The organism is Xanthomonas sp. F1, assembly GCF_014199855.1.
The window spans coordinates 1-16,000 of record NZ_JACHOK010000014.1 but is presented as its reverse complement, the minus strand read 5'-3'; the positions used below and the strand labels follow the sequence as shown (position 1 = coordinate 16,000).

Sequence of the window (16,000 nt, the reverse complement as noted above, 5' to 3'; positions counted from 1 at the left end):
CCTGCATGAAGCCGCATGTCCGGATCGCCGGCTATCGCCAGTTGCGCGAACAGCCGCTGTGGAAGCTGCTCGCCGCCGACCATGCCCCGGAGCTGATCGGCCTGCTGCAGACGCTGCTGGGCGACGCCCAGCGGCGGCTGCCGGCCGACGTGCTGCACGAGCGCCTGCAGCGCCAGCTCGATGCGCTGAAGGACGACGAGCTGTCGCGCGACCTGCCGCGCACCGCGCAGGCCTACGTGGCGCACTGGCTGGCGCAGGGCTGGCTGGAGCGGCGCCTGCCCGAAGGCGATGCGCAGGAAGAATACGAACTGTCGCGGCAGGCGGCGCAGGCCATCCGCTTCATCGCCGGCGTGCGCGACAGCGCCAGCGTCGCCACCGAGAGCCGGCTGTCGCTGGTGATCCAGCAGCTGGTGCAACTGGCCGGGCAGACCGAGACCGATCCGGACGCGCGCCTGGCCGCGCTGCGCGCCGAGCGCGAGCGCCTGGACGTGGAGATCGAGCGCGTGGCCGCCGGCAAGCTGGCCGCGCTGGACGGCAAGCGCGCGCTGGAACGCACCCGCGACATCATCCGCCTGTCCGACGACCTGACCGAGGATTTCCGCCGCGTCCGCGACGATTTCGAGCGGCTCAACCGCGAGTTCCGCGAGCGCATCATCGACGACGAGGGCGCGCGCGGCGACGTGCTGGAGAAGCTGTTCGCCGGCATCGACGTGATCGGCGAGAGCGAGGCCGGGCGTAGTTTCCAGGCGTTCTGGAGCCTGCTCAACGACGCCGAGCAGAGCGTGCAGCTGGATGCGGCGCTGGAGGCGCTGCTGGCGCGCGGCTTCGCCCGCCGCCTGGACCGCCACGAACGCGCCTTCCTGCGCGGGCTCACCGGCACCCTGCTCGAACGCGGCGGCCAGGTGCACGAGGTGATGCAGCATTTCGCGCGCAGCCTGCGCGGCTTCGTGCAGAGCCGCGGCTACCTCGAACAGCGCCGGCTCAACCAGCTGCTGAAGCAGGCCCAGGGCGAGGCGCTGCAGCTGCGCGACCACCTGCATGCCACCGCCGCCACCGGCTACGTGCTGCCGCTGAGCAGTGCGCGGCTGCGCTCGCTGTCGCAGTGGCGCCTGCACGACCCGCGCAGCCAGCAGGTGGACGGGCGGGTGCAGGCGGCCGAGGCGGCGACGATCTCGCTGGACAGTGTCGGCGACCTGGTGGCGCAGTCGGAGATCGACCTGCGCGGCCTGCGCAACGATCTGCACGACCTGCTCGGCCGGCAGCCGCAGCTGAGCATCGCCGAGGCACTGCGGCAGCGCCCGGCGGCGCAGGGCCTGGGCAGCGTGATCGGCTACCTGGCGCTGGGCACCCGCCACGGCGTGGTGGTCGACGGCGAATGGGAAGCGGTGCAATGGGAGGGCGGCGACGGCCAGGTCCGGCGCGCACGCATCCCGCTGGTGTGGTTCACCAAGGAAAAACGCAATGAACTGGTCTGACGAATTCCACGGCCACGATGCGGATGCCGGCGACGCCGCCGCGGCCGCTGCCACGTCTGCCGCCGCCGATGCCGGTACCGCGCTGTTCGCCGGCGACAGCGGCAGCCTGCCGCTGGAAGCGCGGCGCGCGCTGTGCCAGCTACTGTCCGGCCCCAGTGTCGATGCCTACCGGCACGGTCCACTGTGGCAGGCCTTGCTGCGCCACGAGGCCGCGATTCGCCGCGTGCTGAGCGAGCTGTTCCTGGAGCTGGTGCTGGACCGCGACGGCGGCGTGGCGTTCGCGCGCCAGGCCGACACCGGCGAGCTGGAAACCCCGGCATTGCTGCGCACCGCGCCGCTGACCTTCATCGAGTCGGTGTTGCTGCTGTTCCTGCGCCAGCAACTGGCCGAGGCCGACACCCGCGGCGAGCGCGCGGTGGTGGACGAGGCGCAGTTGCTGGAAGTGCTGTCGGTGTACGAGAAGAACGTGTCCACCGACCGTGCCGGCTTCGCCCGGCGGGTACTGGCGGCGATCGCCAAGATGCGCGACAACCACCTGCTGTCCAAGCTGCGCGGCAGTGAGGACCGCTACGAAGTCTCGCCCGCGCTGAAGCTGCTGTTCTCGGCCGAGGACGTGCAGGCGCTGGCGGCGGCCTACCGCGGCCTGCGCGATGGCGCGGCCGAAACTGCGCCATGACCGGCCTGCGCCCGCGCGTCGCCCGCGCCTAGCGCCGACCAGGCCCTGCGCGCTGGCCGCCATGGTGGCCGTCCCCGTTTTCCGATGAGTTCCCGATGACGTCCCTGTCCGAATCGTCCACCGTCCCCGTCGCTCCGTCCCTGTTCGCCGAGACCCTGGCCGAGCAACGCGCGCAGCAGTACCGCATGCGCCGCCTGCAGGTGCACAACTGGGGCACCTTCAACGGCCTGACCGACGTGCCGATCGCCGAGAAGGGCTTCCTGTTCGTCGGCCGCTCCGGCTCGGGCAAGTCGACCCTGCTCGATGCGATGTCGGCGCTGCTGACGCCGCCGAGCATCGTCGACTTCAACGCTGCCGCGCGCGAGGCCGAGCGCAGTGGCCGCGACCGCAGCCTGGTGTCCTACGTGCGCGGCGCCTGGGCCGACCAGCAGGACAGCGCCTCCGGCGAGATCGCCACCCAGTACCTGCGCAAGGGCGCGACCTGGTCGGCGCTGGCGCTGGAGTACCGCAACGCGCAGGGCCAGGCGGTGAGCCTGGTGCGGCTGTTCTGGATCGCCGGCAGCGGCACCGCCGCGGCCGACGTGCGCAAGCACTACATGGTGGTGCCGCGCGGCTTCGACGTGGCCGCCGAGCTGGACGGCTTCGACCTGGACCTGCGCCGGCTCAAGCTGCGTCTTGGCGAGGACGTGCACCACTTCGACAGCTTCGCCGGCTACGCCGAGCGCTTTCGCCACCTGCTCGGCATCGGCAACGAGATGGCGCTGCGGCTGCTGCACAAGACCCAGTCGGCGAAGAACCTGGGCGACCTCAACGCCTTCCTGCGCAGCTTCATGCTCGACGAGCCGCGCACCTTCGAGGCGGCCGACCGCCTGGTCGATGATTTCGCCGAACTCGACGGCGCCCACCACGCGGTGGTAACCGCGCGGCGTCAGGTGGAAACCCTGACCCCGGCGCGCGACTACCACGCCGAACTGCTGGCGCTGCGGCGCGGCGTCGGCGAGCTGCGCGAGCTGCAGCTGGGCATCGACGGCTATCGCGAGCAGCGCCGCCTGGCCCTGCTGGACGCGCGCCTGCAGGAGCTGGACACGCAGGACCGCGGCCTGGCCGGCGAGGAAGGGCAGCGTCGCGAAGCGCTGGACAACCACGAGCAGACCCTGGCCGAGCTGGAGACGCAGCAGCGCGCGCAGGGCGGCGAACAGGTCGAGGCGCTGGAACGCGAGCGCGGCCGCGTCGAGCGCGAGCGCGACGAGCGCATGCGCCGCCGCGGCCAGGTCGAACAGGCCTGCCGCCAGCTCGGCATGGGCCTGGCCGGCAGCGCCAGCGGCTTCGCCGAGCAGGTGGCGCAGGCGCGCGCGCTGCGCGACGGCGTCGCCGGCGAGGCCAGCAGCCTGGACGAAGCGATCGCCGAACGCATGGCCGAGCGCCGCGAGGACGAACGCCGCTTCGCGGTCATCCGCACCGAGATCGAGGCGCTGCTGAAAGCGCCCTCGAGCATTCCCGCGCCGATGCAGGCGCTGCGCGCGCGGCTGTGCGCCGAGACCGGCCTGTCCGAGGCGGCCCTGCCGTTCGTCGGCGAACTGGTGCAGGTGGAGGCCGACCAAGCCGCCTGGCGCGGTGCGATCGAGCGCGTGCTGCACGGGTTCGCGCAGTCGCTGCTGGTCGACGAGCGCCACTACGCCAGCGTCGCCGACTGGGTCAACAAGACCCAGCTCGGCACCCGCTTGGTGTACTTCCGGGTGCGCCACAACGCACCGCTGCAGCAGCGCGAGCCCGAGGCGAAGTCGCTGCTGCGCAAGCTGGAGCTGCGCGACCACGCCTATGCGCCATGGCTGCGCCAGGAACTGGCCAGACGCTTCGATTACACCTGCGTCGATAACGTCGCGCAGTTGCGCGATGCCGAGCGCGCGATCACCCGCGAAGGCCAGGTCAAGCATCCCGGCGATCGCTACGAGAAGGACGACCGCCACGCGGTCGGCGACCGCAAGCGCTGGCTGCTCGGCCACGACAACCGCGACAAGCTCAAGGTCTACGAGCGCGAGGGGCAGGCCCTGGCGCAGCGCATCGCCGCCTGCGATGCCGACGTGGCCGCCCTGCGCAAGCAGCGCGAACAGGACCAGGGCCGGCAACTGGCCGCGCACACCCTGGCCGAGCGCGAGTGGGACGAGATCGACGTCGCGCCCAAGCTGCAGCGCCTGAGCGACATCGCCGAGCAACTGCTGCAACTGCGCGAGGGCGATACCGCACTGCGCGCGCTGGGCGAGCAGATCGCCACCGTCCGCGCGCGCCGCGACCAGGCCCGCCGTACCTACGAGGACGTGCGCCTGGAGCGCGCGCAGGTGAGCCGCGAGCGCGCCCGCCTGGAAGCGCAACGCGAGACCTGCGCCGCGCGCGTGGCCACCGCGGTGATCGGTCCGGCGCAGGTGGCGGGCCTGGACGCGCGGCTGGCGGCGCTGCCGCCGCTGAGCCTGGACAACCTGGAAGCGCATCTGCGCAGCGTCGAGCGCGGCCTCGGCGAGCAACTGGCGCAGAGCCAGGCACAGGACGCGCGGCTGAGCCAGCAGGTGCTGGACTGCTTCCGCCGCTATTGCCAGCAGTGGCCGGAGGACAGCGGCGACTTCACCGTCAGCCTGGCCAGCGCCGACGATTTCCTGGCGCGCCTGCAGCGGCTGGAGAGCGACGGCCTGCCGCGCCACGAAGGCCGCTTCTTCGACCTGCTGCAGACCCAGAGCAAGAACAACCTGCTGGCCCTGCAGCGCTACACCGCGGAGGCGCACAAGGCGATCAAGCAGCGCATGGACGAGGTCAACGCCAGCCTGGAGCAGGTGCCGTTCAACCGCGGCACGTTGCTGACCATCGAGGTCAGCGACCGGCGCCTGCTCGAGGTGCAGGAGTTCCAGCAGCAGTTGCGTGCCGTGCTTGGCCACCAGCAGACCGAGGACCGCGCGCTGGCCGAGGCGCAGTTCGCCATGTTGCGCGGGCTGGTGCAGCGGCTCGGCGCGCAGGAGCCGGAGCTGCGGCGCTGGCGCGAGCAGGTGCTGGACGTACGCCAGCACGTGGAGTTCGTCGGCGTGGAACTGGATGCCGACAGCCGCGCGCAGGTGGAGATCTACCGCAGCGGCGCCGGCAAGTCCGGCGGCCAGCGGCAGAAGCTGGCCACCACCTGCCTGGCCGCGGCGCTGCGCTACCAGCTCGGCGGCGAGGACGGCGAACTGCCGCGCTACGCCGCGGTGGTGCTGGACGAAGCCTTCGACAAGGCCGACAACGAGTTCACCGCGCTGGCGATGAACATCTTCGAGAACTTCGGCTTCCAGATGGTGGTGGCCACGCCGCTGAAGTCGGTGATGACGCTGGAGCCGTTCATCGGCGGCGCCTGCTTCGTCGAGATCAGCGGCCGCCACAACTCCGGCGTGCTGCTGATCGAATACGACGCGCAGGCGCACCGGCTGAAGCTGCCCGAGCGCAGCCGCAACGAGGCGGCGACGCCTGCGGTGGCGTCGTCTGTGGCGGTGGTGGAGCAGGCCGGCGCCGAACCGCCGCCGCCGCTGGTGGCTGACGCAGCGGATGCAACCACGGATGCCGTCGAAGATGCCATTGCCGCGCCGGCGCGTGCGTCCGGCAAGGCGCGCGCTGGCCGCGGTAACAGTGTGCAACAGCCGACCACGCTCAAGACGCCGTCAGCGACGTCCGGCAAACGTGCACGCACTGCTGGCGCGACGCCTTCGGTCAAGACCCCATCAGCAAAGGCACGCAAGTCCGCTGCGGCCGCCGCCGCTGCACCTCCGTCCACGGCAACGCGGTCGGCCGCGCGGTCGGCCTCGACGAAGACCGCAAAAGCCGCCACCGCCAGCAAACCTGCGAAAGCGGCCAAGGCGGCAGCGCGCAAGACGCCTCACGCGACCAAGCGCCGCGACGGCTGAGTCGGTGCTGGCGCCCGCGCGTGCCCACGGGCACGGGCGCGGCAGCACCGTTGGGAGGGCAGGCATGCGCGGCGATCTCGCCGCGCGCTGCACTCAGTGCAGCAAATCCCAGCCCATCTTGCCGATCAGCACCACCACCAGCACCAGGAACAACTGCCGGATCAGCGGCGTGCCGCCGCGCAGCGCCAGCCGCGTGCCGGTCACCGCGCCGGCCACGTTGGCCGCGGCCATCGGCACCGCCGCCGCCAGCAGGACCTTGCCGCTGGGCACGAAGAAGCACAGCGCGGCCAGGTTGGTGGCCAGGTTCACCACCTTCGATGCGGCCGAGGCGCGCAGGAAATCCAGGCCGAAGAAGCGGATGAACAGGAAGATCAGGAAGCTGCCGGTGCCCGGGCCGAAGAAGCCGTCGTAGAAGCCGATCGCCGCGCCGATCGCCAGCGCGATCGCCAGTTCGCGGCGGCCGACGTGACGTGGGCGGTGCAGCGCGCCGAAGTCCTTCTTGACCAGCGTGTAGCCCAGCATCGCGATCAGCAGCACCAGGATCAGTGGCCGCACCGCCTGCTTGGGCAGATGGCTCACCGCGGTCGCGCCGAGAAAGGCGAACACGAACGCGGCCGCGGTCGCATACAGCACCGGCCGCCACGGCAGGCGCACGTGGCGCGCGTAGCGCCAGGCGGCGGTGCCGGTACCGGCCATGGAACTGAACTTGTTGGTGCCCAGGATCACCGCAGGCGCCTGCTGCGGCAAGGTCGCGAACAACCCGGGCAACTGGATCAGGCCGCCGCCGCCGACCGCCGCGTCCACCAGCCCGGCGACGAAGGCGATGCACAGCAGCCAGGGCAGTTCGGTGGGGATCGACTCGAGCACGCCGGCGCTCCGCGCAAGGGGCCGCCAGCATAGCCGCCACCGGCCGCGACGCGTGCGCGGCGTGCGCCGTGGCGCCGCAGCCGGCACAATCGGCATATGCCCCCGTCCGCCCCGCGCCTTGCCGATCCTTGCCCCTGCGGCCGTCCGCGCGACTACGCGCAGTGCTGCGGGCCGTACCATGCCGGCGCCGCCGCGCCGGATGCCGAAAGCCTGATGCGTTCGCGCTACAGCGCCTACGTGCGCCGCGATGCCGACTACCTGCGCGCGAGCTGGCATCCCTCGACGTGCCCACCGCAGGTGGAGATCGACCCGCGCACGGTCTGGCTCGGCCTCACCGTGCAGCGCGTGCTGCAGACCGGCACGGACAACGCCGAAGTCGCCTTCCTGGCGCGTTATCGCATCGGCGGCGGCAGCGCCGTGCGCATGACCGAGCACAGCCGCTTCGTGCGCGAGGATGGGCGCTGGTACTACCTCGACGCGCTGGATTGAACCGGCGCGCCTAGCGCCGGCGCTCGCCTGGCCGAACACTGCCGGTCGTCGGCGAGGCGGGGCTGCTCCTGTCGCGCATCGAACCGAACGCCATAGATGCCGAACGCCTTGTGTGCCACGGCCGCGGCGTCGCGTTGCGCGATCTGCCAACCACACCGCGATCAGTGACCTGCCGTTCGCGCGTCCTCTGCCGCCAACGTCGCGTGAGCGGAGTGCACACGCGGCGGTTGTTTATGATGTCGGCCCTGCCGTCGGCGAGGAAGTTGCGATGATGCGTTTGGCCTGGATCCTGCTGCTGGCGGCGCCCTGCGCGCTCGCGCAGACCCCGCCTGCGGCGGCGCCGTCCGCGCCCGATCCGGCTTTCGCCACCTGCGTGGCCGGCCTGCGCACGGCCGCGGCGAAGGCGGGCGTCGCCGAGCCCTCCTTCGACCGCTTCACCGCCGGCCTGCAGCCGGATCCGAGCGTGCTGCCGCTGCTCGACGCCCAGCCCGAGTTCACCACGCCGATCTGGGACTACCTGGCCGGCCTGGTCGACAGCCAGCGCATCGACGACGGCCGCGCCATGCTGACCACGCACCGCGACCTGCTCGCGCAAGTGGCGCAGAACTACGGCGTGGACCCGGAGACGGTGGTCGCGGTGTGGGGCGTGGAGAGCGACTACGGCCGCATCGCCGGCAAGCGTCCGCTGCTGGTGTCGCTGCTGACCCTGTCCTGCGAAGGCCGCCGCCAGCCGTTCTTCCGCAGCGAACTGTTCGCGCTGCTGAAGCTGCTGCAGGCCGGCGACCTGCGGCCCGAGGGCCTGACCGGGTCCTGGGCCGGCGCCTTCGGCCATACCCAGTTCATGCCCAGCACCTACGCCCGCGTCGCCGTGGACGGTGATGGCGACGGCCGCCGCGACCTGGTCGCCAGCATTCCCGATGCGCTGGCCTCCACCGCCAACTATCTGAAGCTGGCCGGCTGGCAGAGCGGCCAGCCGTGGGGGCTGGAAGTGAAGTTGCCGGCGGGCTTCGACCCGGCGCTGGCCGGGCGCACCCAGCGCCGTCCGTTGTCGGACTGGCGCGCGCGCGGCCTCACCGCCGCCGATGGCGGCGCGCTGCCGGCGCTGGCCGCACAGACGCCGGCGGCGGTGCTGATCCCGGCCGGCGTGCACGGCCCGGCGTTCCTGGTGTTCCGCAACTACGACGCGATCTACGCCTACAACGCCGCCGAAAGCTATGCGCTGGCGATCGCGCTGCTGTCCGACCGGCTGCGCGGCAAGCCCGGGCTGGTCGCCGCCTGGCCGACCGACGACCCTGGCCTGGGCCGCCCCGAGCGGCGCGAACTGCAGACCCTGCTGCTGGCGCGCGGCCACGCCATCGGCCAGGCCGACGGCGCCATCGGTACCGCCACCCGCCGCGCGATCCAGGCCGAGCAACAGCGCCTGGGCCTGCAGCCGGCCGACGGCCGCGCGGGGCAACGCATTCTCGACGCGCTGCGCCGTGAGGCCGGCGGCGCGCCCGCGACACCGGCGCCGACACCGCCGCAGCAGCAGCCACCCACACCTGCATCTTCGCCCGCACCCGCACCCGCATCGACGCCGGCCCCCACCACGCCGCCCGCACCGACGCCGTTCGGCGGCACGCCGCCCACCGCGTTCCGGTTGCCGGCCGCCTACCCGGCCTTCGCCCAATCCCCCGCGCCACGGAGCATCCACCCCATGTCCGACGTCCCCGGCCTGAGCACAGGCGACTTCCACGGCTACCCCTCGCTGCTGGTGGAGACCCCGCACTCCACCGCTGCCATCAGCCTGTTCGGCGGCCAGGTGTTGTCGTTCGTGCCCAAGGGCGGTACCGACGCGCTGTGGCTGTCGCCGAGCGCGCAGCCCACGCCCACCCCGATCCGCGGCGGCACCCCGGTGTGCTGGCCGTACTTCGGTCGCCAGGGCCAGAGCGACGCCGTGCCCGCGCACGGCTTCGTGCGCACCGTGCCGTGGCAGTTGCAGGACGCGCGGCGCGAGGCCGACGGCAGCCTGGTGCTGACCCTGGCCCCGCCCGACTTCGACGACCTGCCGCTGCGCCTGCGCATGCAACTGCGCATCGGCGCCACCCTGGAGCAGCGCCTGGTCACCGACAACGTCGGCACTGCGCCCGCCCGTTTCACCCAGGCGCTGCACAACTACTTCCGCGTCGCCGACGCCACCCAGGTGCGCGTGCAGGGCCTGGACGGCCTGGACTACCTGGACAAGTTCGAGAACTACGCCACGCCGCATCGCCAGCACGGCGACTGGAGCCTGCAGGATCCGCGCGACCCGGGCCGCAGCGACCGCATCTACACCGGCGCCGGCGGCCGCTACACCCTGCTGGACCCGGGCCTGCAGCGCCGCATCGAGATCGCGACCACCGGCAGCCGCACCCTGGTAGCGTGGAATCCAGGCGAGGCCGGCGCGCAGAAGATGGCCGACGTCGGCCCGCACTGGCGCCAGTTCGTGTGCCTGGAAGCGGCCAACGCCGGACCCGAAGTGATCGAACTGGCGCCGGGCGCCCAGCACGTGTTGCAGCAGACCATTTCCGTCGTGGCGTTGTGATCTCTGGCGGGCGGCGGCACCGCGTGCTGAGGCCCGATGGTTGGACAACTGATCCGGCCCGCTGCTGAACGCGCCACCGGCTGGTGCGCGGTGGCGGATGTCGCGCGGCAGTTCACCACCCTGTCGCTTGGGCCGTACCCTCACCCCCGACCCCTCTCCCGGTGGGAGAGGGGAGTCGCTCGGTGCAGGGTGAAGTGCAGCCGAGACGCAATCGATGTCGCCCGACCTTGTTGTGGGAGGGACTTCAGTCCCGACGCCTCGGCCCCTCAGGTGGCGGTTGAAACCGCTCCTACGGCAGGCGGTCGAGCCGCGCCGGTGGTGCAGGATGGGTTTGAGTCCCGACTCGCAATCAGCCAGCCCCGGCGCTTTGTGGGAGGGACGTCAGTCCCGATGCCATGATCCCCACCGGCCGCGGTTGAAGCCGCTCATGCGACGAACAGCCAAGCCACCACGGTGTCGCGGGCACGCCGCCCGCTCAATCCAGTCCCTCCCGCACCTGCAGGCGCGCCACCCACCAGGTGCGCCGATTACACTGCCGCGTCCGCCAGGAGGCCCGCCGTGCACGCTCCGACTCCCGCTGTCCGCTCACGCCGCGCCGCGGTCGCCTTCATCTTCGTCACCCTGCTGATCGACGTGCTGTCCTTCGGCGTCATCATCCCGGTGTTGCCCACGCTGGTGCGCGGCTTCACCGGCGGCGACTTCGCCGCCGCGGCCAGGTGGGTCGGCTGGTTCGGCTTCCTGTTCGCCGCGCTGCAGTTCGTCAGCTCGCCGCTGCAGGGCGCGCTGTCCGACCGCTACGGCCGGCGTCCGGTGATCCTGGCCTCCTGCCTCGGGCTGGGCGTGGATTTCATGGTGATGGCGCTGGCGCAGAGCCTGCCCGTGCTGCTGCTGGCGCGCATGGTTTCCGGCGTGTTCTCGGCCAGTTTCAGCTCGGCCAACGCCTACATCGCCGACATCACCCCGGCCGACAAGCGCGCCCAGGCCTACGGCATCATCGGCGCCGCGTTCGGCGTCGGCTTCGTGGTCGGTCCGCTGCTCGGCGGCTGGCTCGGCAGCCTGCACCTACGCGCACCATTCTGGTTCGCCGCCGGGCTGGCCCTGCTCAACTTTCTCTACGGCCTGTGGGTGTTGCCCGAATCGCTGGCGCCGGAGCGGCGCACCGCGCGGGTGGATTGGGCGCACGCCAATCCGTTCGGCGCGCTGCGTCTGCTGCAGCGCTATCCGCAGGTGTTCGCGCTGGCCGCGGTGATCTTCCTGGCCAACCTGGCGCACTACGTCTACCCGAGCATCTTCGTGCTGTTCGCCGATTACCGCTTCGGCTGGGGGCCCAAGCAGGTCAGCTGGGTGCTGGCCCTGGTCGGCGTGTGCAGCATCGTGGTCAACGCCGTGCTGGTGGCGCGGGTGGTGCGCCGCTTCGGCGAGCGCGGCGCGCTGCTGTTCGGCCTGGGCTGCGGCGTGATCGGCTTCGCCATCTACAGCGTGGCCGGCAGTGGCGCGCTGTTCCTGCTCGGTGTGCCGATCAGCGCGCTGTGGGCGGTGGCCGGGCCGGCGGCGCAGGCGATCGTCACCCGCCACGTGGGCGCCGATGCGCAGGGCCGCATCCAGGGCGCACTGATGAGCCTGGTCAGCCTGGCCGGGGTGATCGGGCCGCTGCTCTACGCCTGGGTGTTCGCCGCCTTCATCGGCCCGCGCGCGCTGCTGCACTTCCCCGGCGTGCCGTGGCTGCTGGCGGCGCTGTTGCTGGGCGGCGGCTGGATCGTGGCCTGGCGCCGCGCGCGGGTGCCGGCCGCCGCGGTGACCGGCGGCTGAGACGCAACGCAGGCGGCGCGGACGGCATGAACGGCTCAGTTTGCGCGCGCATCGACGGCGTGGCCCGGGCGGCCGCGCCTGGCACCGCGCGGTCGCGATTGTTACGCTGTGCCCTCTCTTTCGTCGCGGCCGGCCGGCTGCTGTACCAGTCGCCCGCATGATGTCTCCTCCCGACGGAACCGCCCTGCCGTTGACCGCTGCGCGCTTGCTGCGCGAGGCCACTGCGCAGCAGCACCAGGCCGTGGAAGACCTGCCGGCGATGCGCGCGCTGATGGACCCGGCGCTGTCGCTGCCCGCCTATGTGCAGGTGCTGCGCCGCCATCACGCGGTGCTGGCCGGCTGGGAACAGTGCGAAGCGGCCTGGCTGCGCGACTGTGGCGATGGGCAGTGGCAGTACCAGCCGCGCACCCCGCTGCTGGCGCAGGATCTGCACGCCCTGCAGGCAGCGCCGCCGGCGCCGCAACCGCTGCCGCCGGCAGCCGAGGCCGGTACCCGCTGGGGCATGCTCTACGTGATCGAGGGTTCACGCCTGGGCGGCCGGGTGATCGCCCGGCACCTGCGCCAGACCCTGCCCGGCGCCGCGCCGGCGCTGTCCTACTTCGAACTCGGCCACGCCGACCCGACCGGCTGGCGACACTTCCAGCAGCGCCTGGAGCGCGCCTTGCCGACAGCGCCGCTGCAGCAGGCCGCGGTCGACGGCGCCCGCACCATGTTCGCGCACTTCCATACTCACTTTGCTCTGGAGATCGCCGCATGAGCGACATCGTCGTGCCCCTGGACATGGACGCATGCGCGCGCGAACCGATCCATATCCCCGGCTCGGTGCAACCGCATGGCGTGCTGCTGGTGATCGAGCCGCGGGACGGGTGCATCGTCCAGGCCAGCGCCAGTGCCGCCGACCTGTTCGGCCGGCCGCTGGACGATCTGCTGGGGCAGCGCTACGACGCCCTGCTCGTGCTGGAGGATCCGCGCGCGCGGCGGCTGTTGGACGCGGCCGAGCGCAGCGACCTGGCCTATGTCGAAGTCGGCCTCAAGCATGCGGCCGCGGCCGCGACACAGCGCTGGGTCGGCGCCTGGCACCTGTATCCGGAGCAGTGGCTGCTGGAACTGGAGCCGCGCGACGCGCCCCTGGCCGATGCCACCCTGCGCGAAGCGCTGCCGGTGCTGCGTCGGCTGGAGAGCGACCACAGCATCGAGGACGCCTGCCATCGCGCCGCCAAGAGCCTGCGCAGCCTGATCGGCTACGACCGGGTGATGATCTACCGCTTCGACGACGACTGGAACGGCGACGTGGTCGCCGAGGCGCGCGCGGCGGAACTGGAGCCGTATCTCGGACTGCACTATCCGGCCAGCGACATTCCGGCGCAGGCCCGCGCGCTGTACCTGCGCAACCGCGTGCGCCAGATCGCCAACGTCGGCTACGTGCCGTCGCCGATCCAGCCCACCCTGCATCCGCGCCTGCGCGCGCCGGTGGACCTGAGCGACGTCAGCCTGCGCAGCGTCTCGCCGGTGCACCTGGAATACCTGGCCAACATGGGCGTCACCGCCACCCTGGTGACCTCGATCGTGGTCAACGACGCGCTGTGGGGCCTGATCGCCTGCCACCACTACCGCCCGTACTTCTGCAACCACGAGATGCGCGACGTCGCCGATGCGTTGAGCCGCGCGCTGGCCGGGCGTATCGGCGCGATCACCGCGGTGGCGCGCGCGCGGACCGAGTCGGTGCTGCTGACCGTGCGCGAAAAGCTGATCACCAACTTCAACGACGCCGAGATGCTGACCGCGCCCATGCTCGACGAGATGGCCTCGGACCTGCTCGACGTGGTCGATGCCGACGGCGTGGCGGTGTTCCACGGCGACCATGTCACCCGCCACGGCATGCTGCCGGCGACCGAGGACCTGGCGCGGATCCGCGAGCAGATCGAGTCCACTCATCACGAGGCGCTGCGCCACGACGCGGTCGGCGCCCTTCATTCGGACCAGATCGGTGAGACGTTCCCGGCGCTGGCCGATCTGGCCCCGCTGGCGGCCGGCTTCATCTTCGTGCCGCTGATGCCGCAGGCGCGCAGCGCGCTGCTGTGGACCCGCCGCGAACAGATACGCACGGTCAACTGGGCTGGCAATCCGCAGCTGGCCAAGCTGCAGGACATCGCCGGCTCGCGGCTGTCGCCGCGCAAGAGCTTCGACCTCTGGCAGGAGACCGTGCGCGGTCGCGCGCGGCCCTGGTCGCCGATCAGCCTGGAATCGGCGCGCAGCCTGCGGGTGCTGATCGAGTTGATGGAGCGCAAGCGCTTCCAGCAGGATTTCGCGCTGCTGGAAGCCTCGCTGTCGCGGCTGCGCGAGCCGGTGGCGATCGTCGAGCGCGGCGACGGCCCGCGGCCCAGCCGCCTGGCCTTCGTCAACGAGGCCTTCGCCGCGCTGTACGAGCGCGAGGTCGCCGACCTGATCGGCTGCGACCTGGAGCGCCTGTACGCCAGCGAGGCGGTACTGGCGGAGACCCAGCGCATCGACACCCTGCTGCGCCAGGGCCGCGCGGCCTACGTCACCCTGCCGCTGCGCGTGGACGGCGCTGCCGCGGTGCACCGCCAATTCGACTTCGAGCCGCTGCCCAATCCCTCCGGCGTGCCCAGCCACTGGCTGCTGCAGTTGCGCGACCCGCGCTGAGTCCGGTCCGGCGGCGCAGCCTCAGCGGCTGCGCCGCCACAGCGCCAGCGTCGCCGCGCCGGCCAGCAGGCCCCACAGCGCCGCGCCGATGCCGAACAGCGACAGTCCCGAGGCGGTGACCAGGAACGCGATCAGCGCCGGCTCGCGTTCGTGTTCCTCGCGCAAGGCCGACGCCAGGCTGTTGCCGATGGTGCCGAACAGCGCGATCCCGGCGATCGCCATCACCAGTTCCTTGGGAAAGGCGGCGAACAGCGCGGCCACGGTGGCGCCGAACACACCGATCAATAGATAGAACACCCCGGCGAACACCGCGGCCATGTAGCGCCGCTGCGGATCTTCCTGCGCCTCGCGGCCCATGCAGATCGCCGCGGTGATCGCCGCCAGGTTCAGCCCGTAGGCGCCGAACGGCGCCAGCACCGTGTTGACCACGCCGATCCAGCCGATGGTCGGCGAGATCGGCACCGCATAGCCGGACGCGCGGATCGCCGCCACGCCCGGCAGGTTCTGCGAGGTCATCGTCACCACGAACAGTGGCAGCGCGATCCCGAACAGCGCCGGCCACGACAGCGTCGGCCAGACCAACACCGGCTGCGCCAGGCGCAGCTGTGCTGCTTCCGGATGCAGCGTGCCGTTGCCCGCCGCCACGGCGATGCCGACCAGCAGCGTGGCGATCACCGCGTAACGCGGAAAGGCGCGGCGTCCGAGCAGGTAGGTGGCGAACATCGCCAGTGCCATGACGAGCTGGTGTTGCATCGCCACGAACACGTCCAGGCCGAAGCGCAGCAGCACGCCTGCCAGCATCGCCGAGGCCAGCGACAGCGGGATGCGCCGCAGCAGGCGTTCGAACAGCCCGGAAAAGCCGGCGAGCGTGGACAACACCGCCACCACCACGAAGGCGCCGATCGCATCGGACAGCGGCAATCCGCCGCCGCTGCCGATCAGCAGCGCGGCACCGGGCGTGGACCAGGCCGTGACCACCGGCATCCGGTAGCGCAGCGACAGCCCGATGCAGGTCAGGCCCATGCCCAACCCCAGCGCCCACATCCACGAGGCGATCTGTGCCTGCGAGGCGCCGACGCTGCGCGCGGCCTGGAACACGATCGCCGCCGAACTGGTGAAGCCGACCAGGACGGTGACGAAGCCGGCGATCAACGCAGGCAACGAAGCGTCGCGCCAGAGCGCGCGTGCAGCAGCGGTCATGCGGAATCCCGTGGTGGAGCGCAGGCTGCATTCTCGGCCAAATGCCGGCGATCGGCCGTGCCGTGTCCGCACTAACGGAGACAGAAGAGCGCGATGGGGACGGGCGCCGCAAGGCAGCCGCAAAAAACGGTTGACGTTTTTTTCCGTGCCGTTAGACTGCGCGGCCCGCTACGCAACTGCCGAGCTTCGGCACGACAGAGGCCGGCAGGGCCGGAAACACCTAGCGAATATCGGGTGTTGACAGCGTGAAAAAGTCGGCTAATATGGCCGGCTCGCTTCGAGGAAAAGCCTACGGGTTTGGACGAAGAAGCGGCGTCAACCACCTGATCAAAAAGGTGTT

9 protein-coding genes and 2 pseudogenes are annotated in these 16,000 nt (G+C 71.6%); 9 read left to right on the top strand and 2 right to left on the bottom strand.

The genetic code is table 11. The annotated features are described in order from the left end of the window. Nucleotides 1-5 precede the first annotated feature (5 nt). The 3 genes from GGR71_RS19955 (at nt 6) to GGR71_RS19945 (ending at nt 6,068) form a co-directional block, all read left to right on the top strand. A complete protein-coding gene (locus GGR71_RS19955; RefSeq protein WP_184452257.1) occupies nt 6-1,475 on the top strand; it encodes a DUF3375 domain-containing protein in 1,470 nt (489 codons plus the stop codon). Next, nucleotides 1,462-2,151, top strand: coding sequence for a DUF4194 domain-containing protein (locus GGR71_RS19950; protein WP_160961982.1), 690 nt, complete (start codon nt 1,462-1,464; stop codon nt 2,149-2,151). Before GGR71_RS19955 ends, GGR71_RS19950 begins: the two co-directional genes overlap by 14 nt. 95 nt (nt 2,152-2,246) lie before the next feature. After that, a complete protein-coding gene (locus GGR71_RS19945) occupies nt 2,247-6,068 on the top strand; it encodes an ATP-binding protein (protein WP_160961980.1) in 3,822 nt (1,273 codons plus the stop codon). A gap of 93 nt (nt 6,069-6,161) precedes the next feature. Here GGR71_RS19945 and GGR71_RS19940 read toward each other — a convergent pair whose 3' ends face one another. Then, nucleotides 6,162-6,935 carry a TSUP family transporter gene (locus GGR71_RS19940; protein WP_160961978.1) on the bottom strand — a complete coding sequence of 258 codons (774 nt, stop codon included), beginning with the start codon at nt 6,933-6,935 and terminating at the stop codon, nt 6,162-6,164. A 96-nt stretch (nt 6,936-7,031) separates the two neighbouring features. Here GGR71_RS19940 and GGR71_RS19935 point away from each other — a divergent pair, with 96 nt between their 5' ends. The 6 genes and pseudogenes from GGR71_RS19935 (at nt 7,032) to bphP (ending at nt 14,460) form a co-directional block, all read left to right on the top strand. Further along, nucleotides 7,032-7,424: a YchJ family metal-binding protein gene (locus GGR71_RS19935; protein ID WP_160961976.1), complete on the top strand. Its 393-nt coding sequence runs from the start codon at nt 7,032-7,034 to the stop codon at nt 7,422-7,424. A 271-nt stretch (nt 7,425-7,695) separates the two neighbouring features. Then, nucleotides 7,696-8,901, top strand: a pseudogene (locus tag GGR71_RS21250) (lytic murein transglycosylase); the annotation flags it as partial. Nucleotides 8,902-9,051: 150 nt separating this feature from the next. Further along, a pseudogene (locus GGR71_RS21245) lies at nt 9,052-9,987 on the top strand (D-hexose-6-phosphate mutarotase); the annotation flags it as partial. Between the two features lie 558 nt (nt 9,988-10,545). Beyond that, on the top strand, nt 10,546-11,796 hold the full coding sequence (locus GGR71_RS19925) for an MFS transporter (RefSeq protein ID WP_160961975.1): 1,251 nt from the start codon (nt 10,546-10,548) through the stop codon (nt 11,794-11,796). Nucleotides 11,797-11,953: 157 nt separating this feature from the next. After that, a complete protein-coding gene (locus GGR71_RS19920; protein ID WP_160961973.1) occupies nt 11,954-12,553 on the top strand; it encodes a biliverdin-producing heme oxygenase in 600 nt (199 codons plus the stop codon). Next, nucleotides 12,550-14,460: a bacteriophytochrome BphP gene (gene bphP, locus GGR71_RS19915; protein WP_160961971.1), complete on the top strand. Its 1,911-nt coding sequence runs from the start codon at nt 12,550-12,552 to the stop codon at nt 14,458-14,460. Before GGR71_RS19920 ends, bphP begins: the two co-directional genes overlap by 4 nt. Before the next feature lie 21 nt (nt 14,461-14,481). Here the strand turns inward: bphP and GGR71_RS19910 are convergent, their stop codons facing one another. Continuing rightward, nucleotides 14,482-15,660, bottom strand: a complete 1,179-nt coding sequence (locus tag GGR71_RS19910; RefSeq protein WP_160961969.1) for a benzoate/H(+) symporter BenE family transporter — start codon at nt 15,658-15,660, stop codon at nt 14,482-14,484. Between the last annotated feature and the right edge of the window lie 340 nt (nt 15,661-16,000).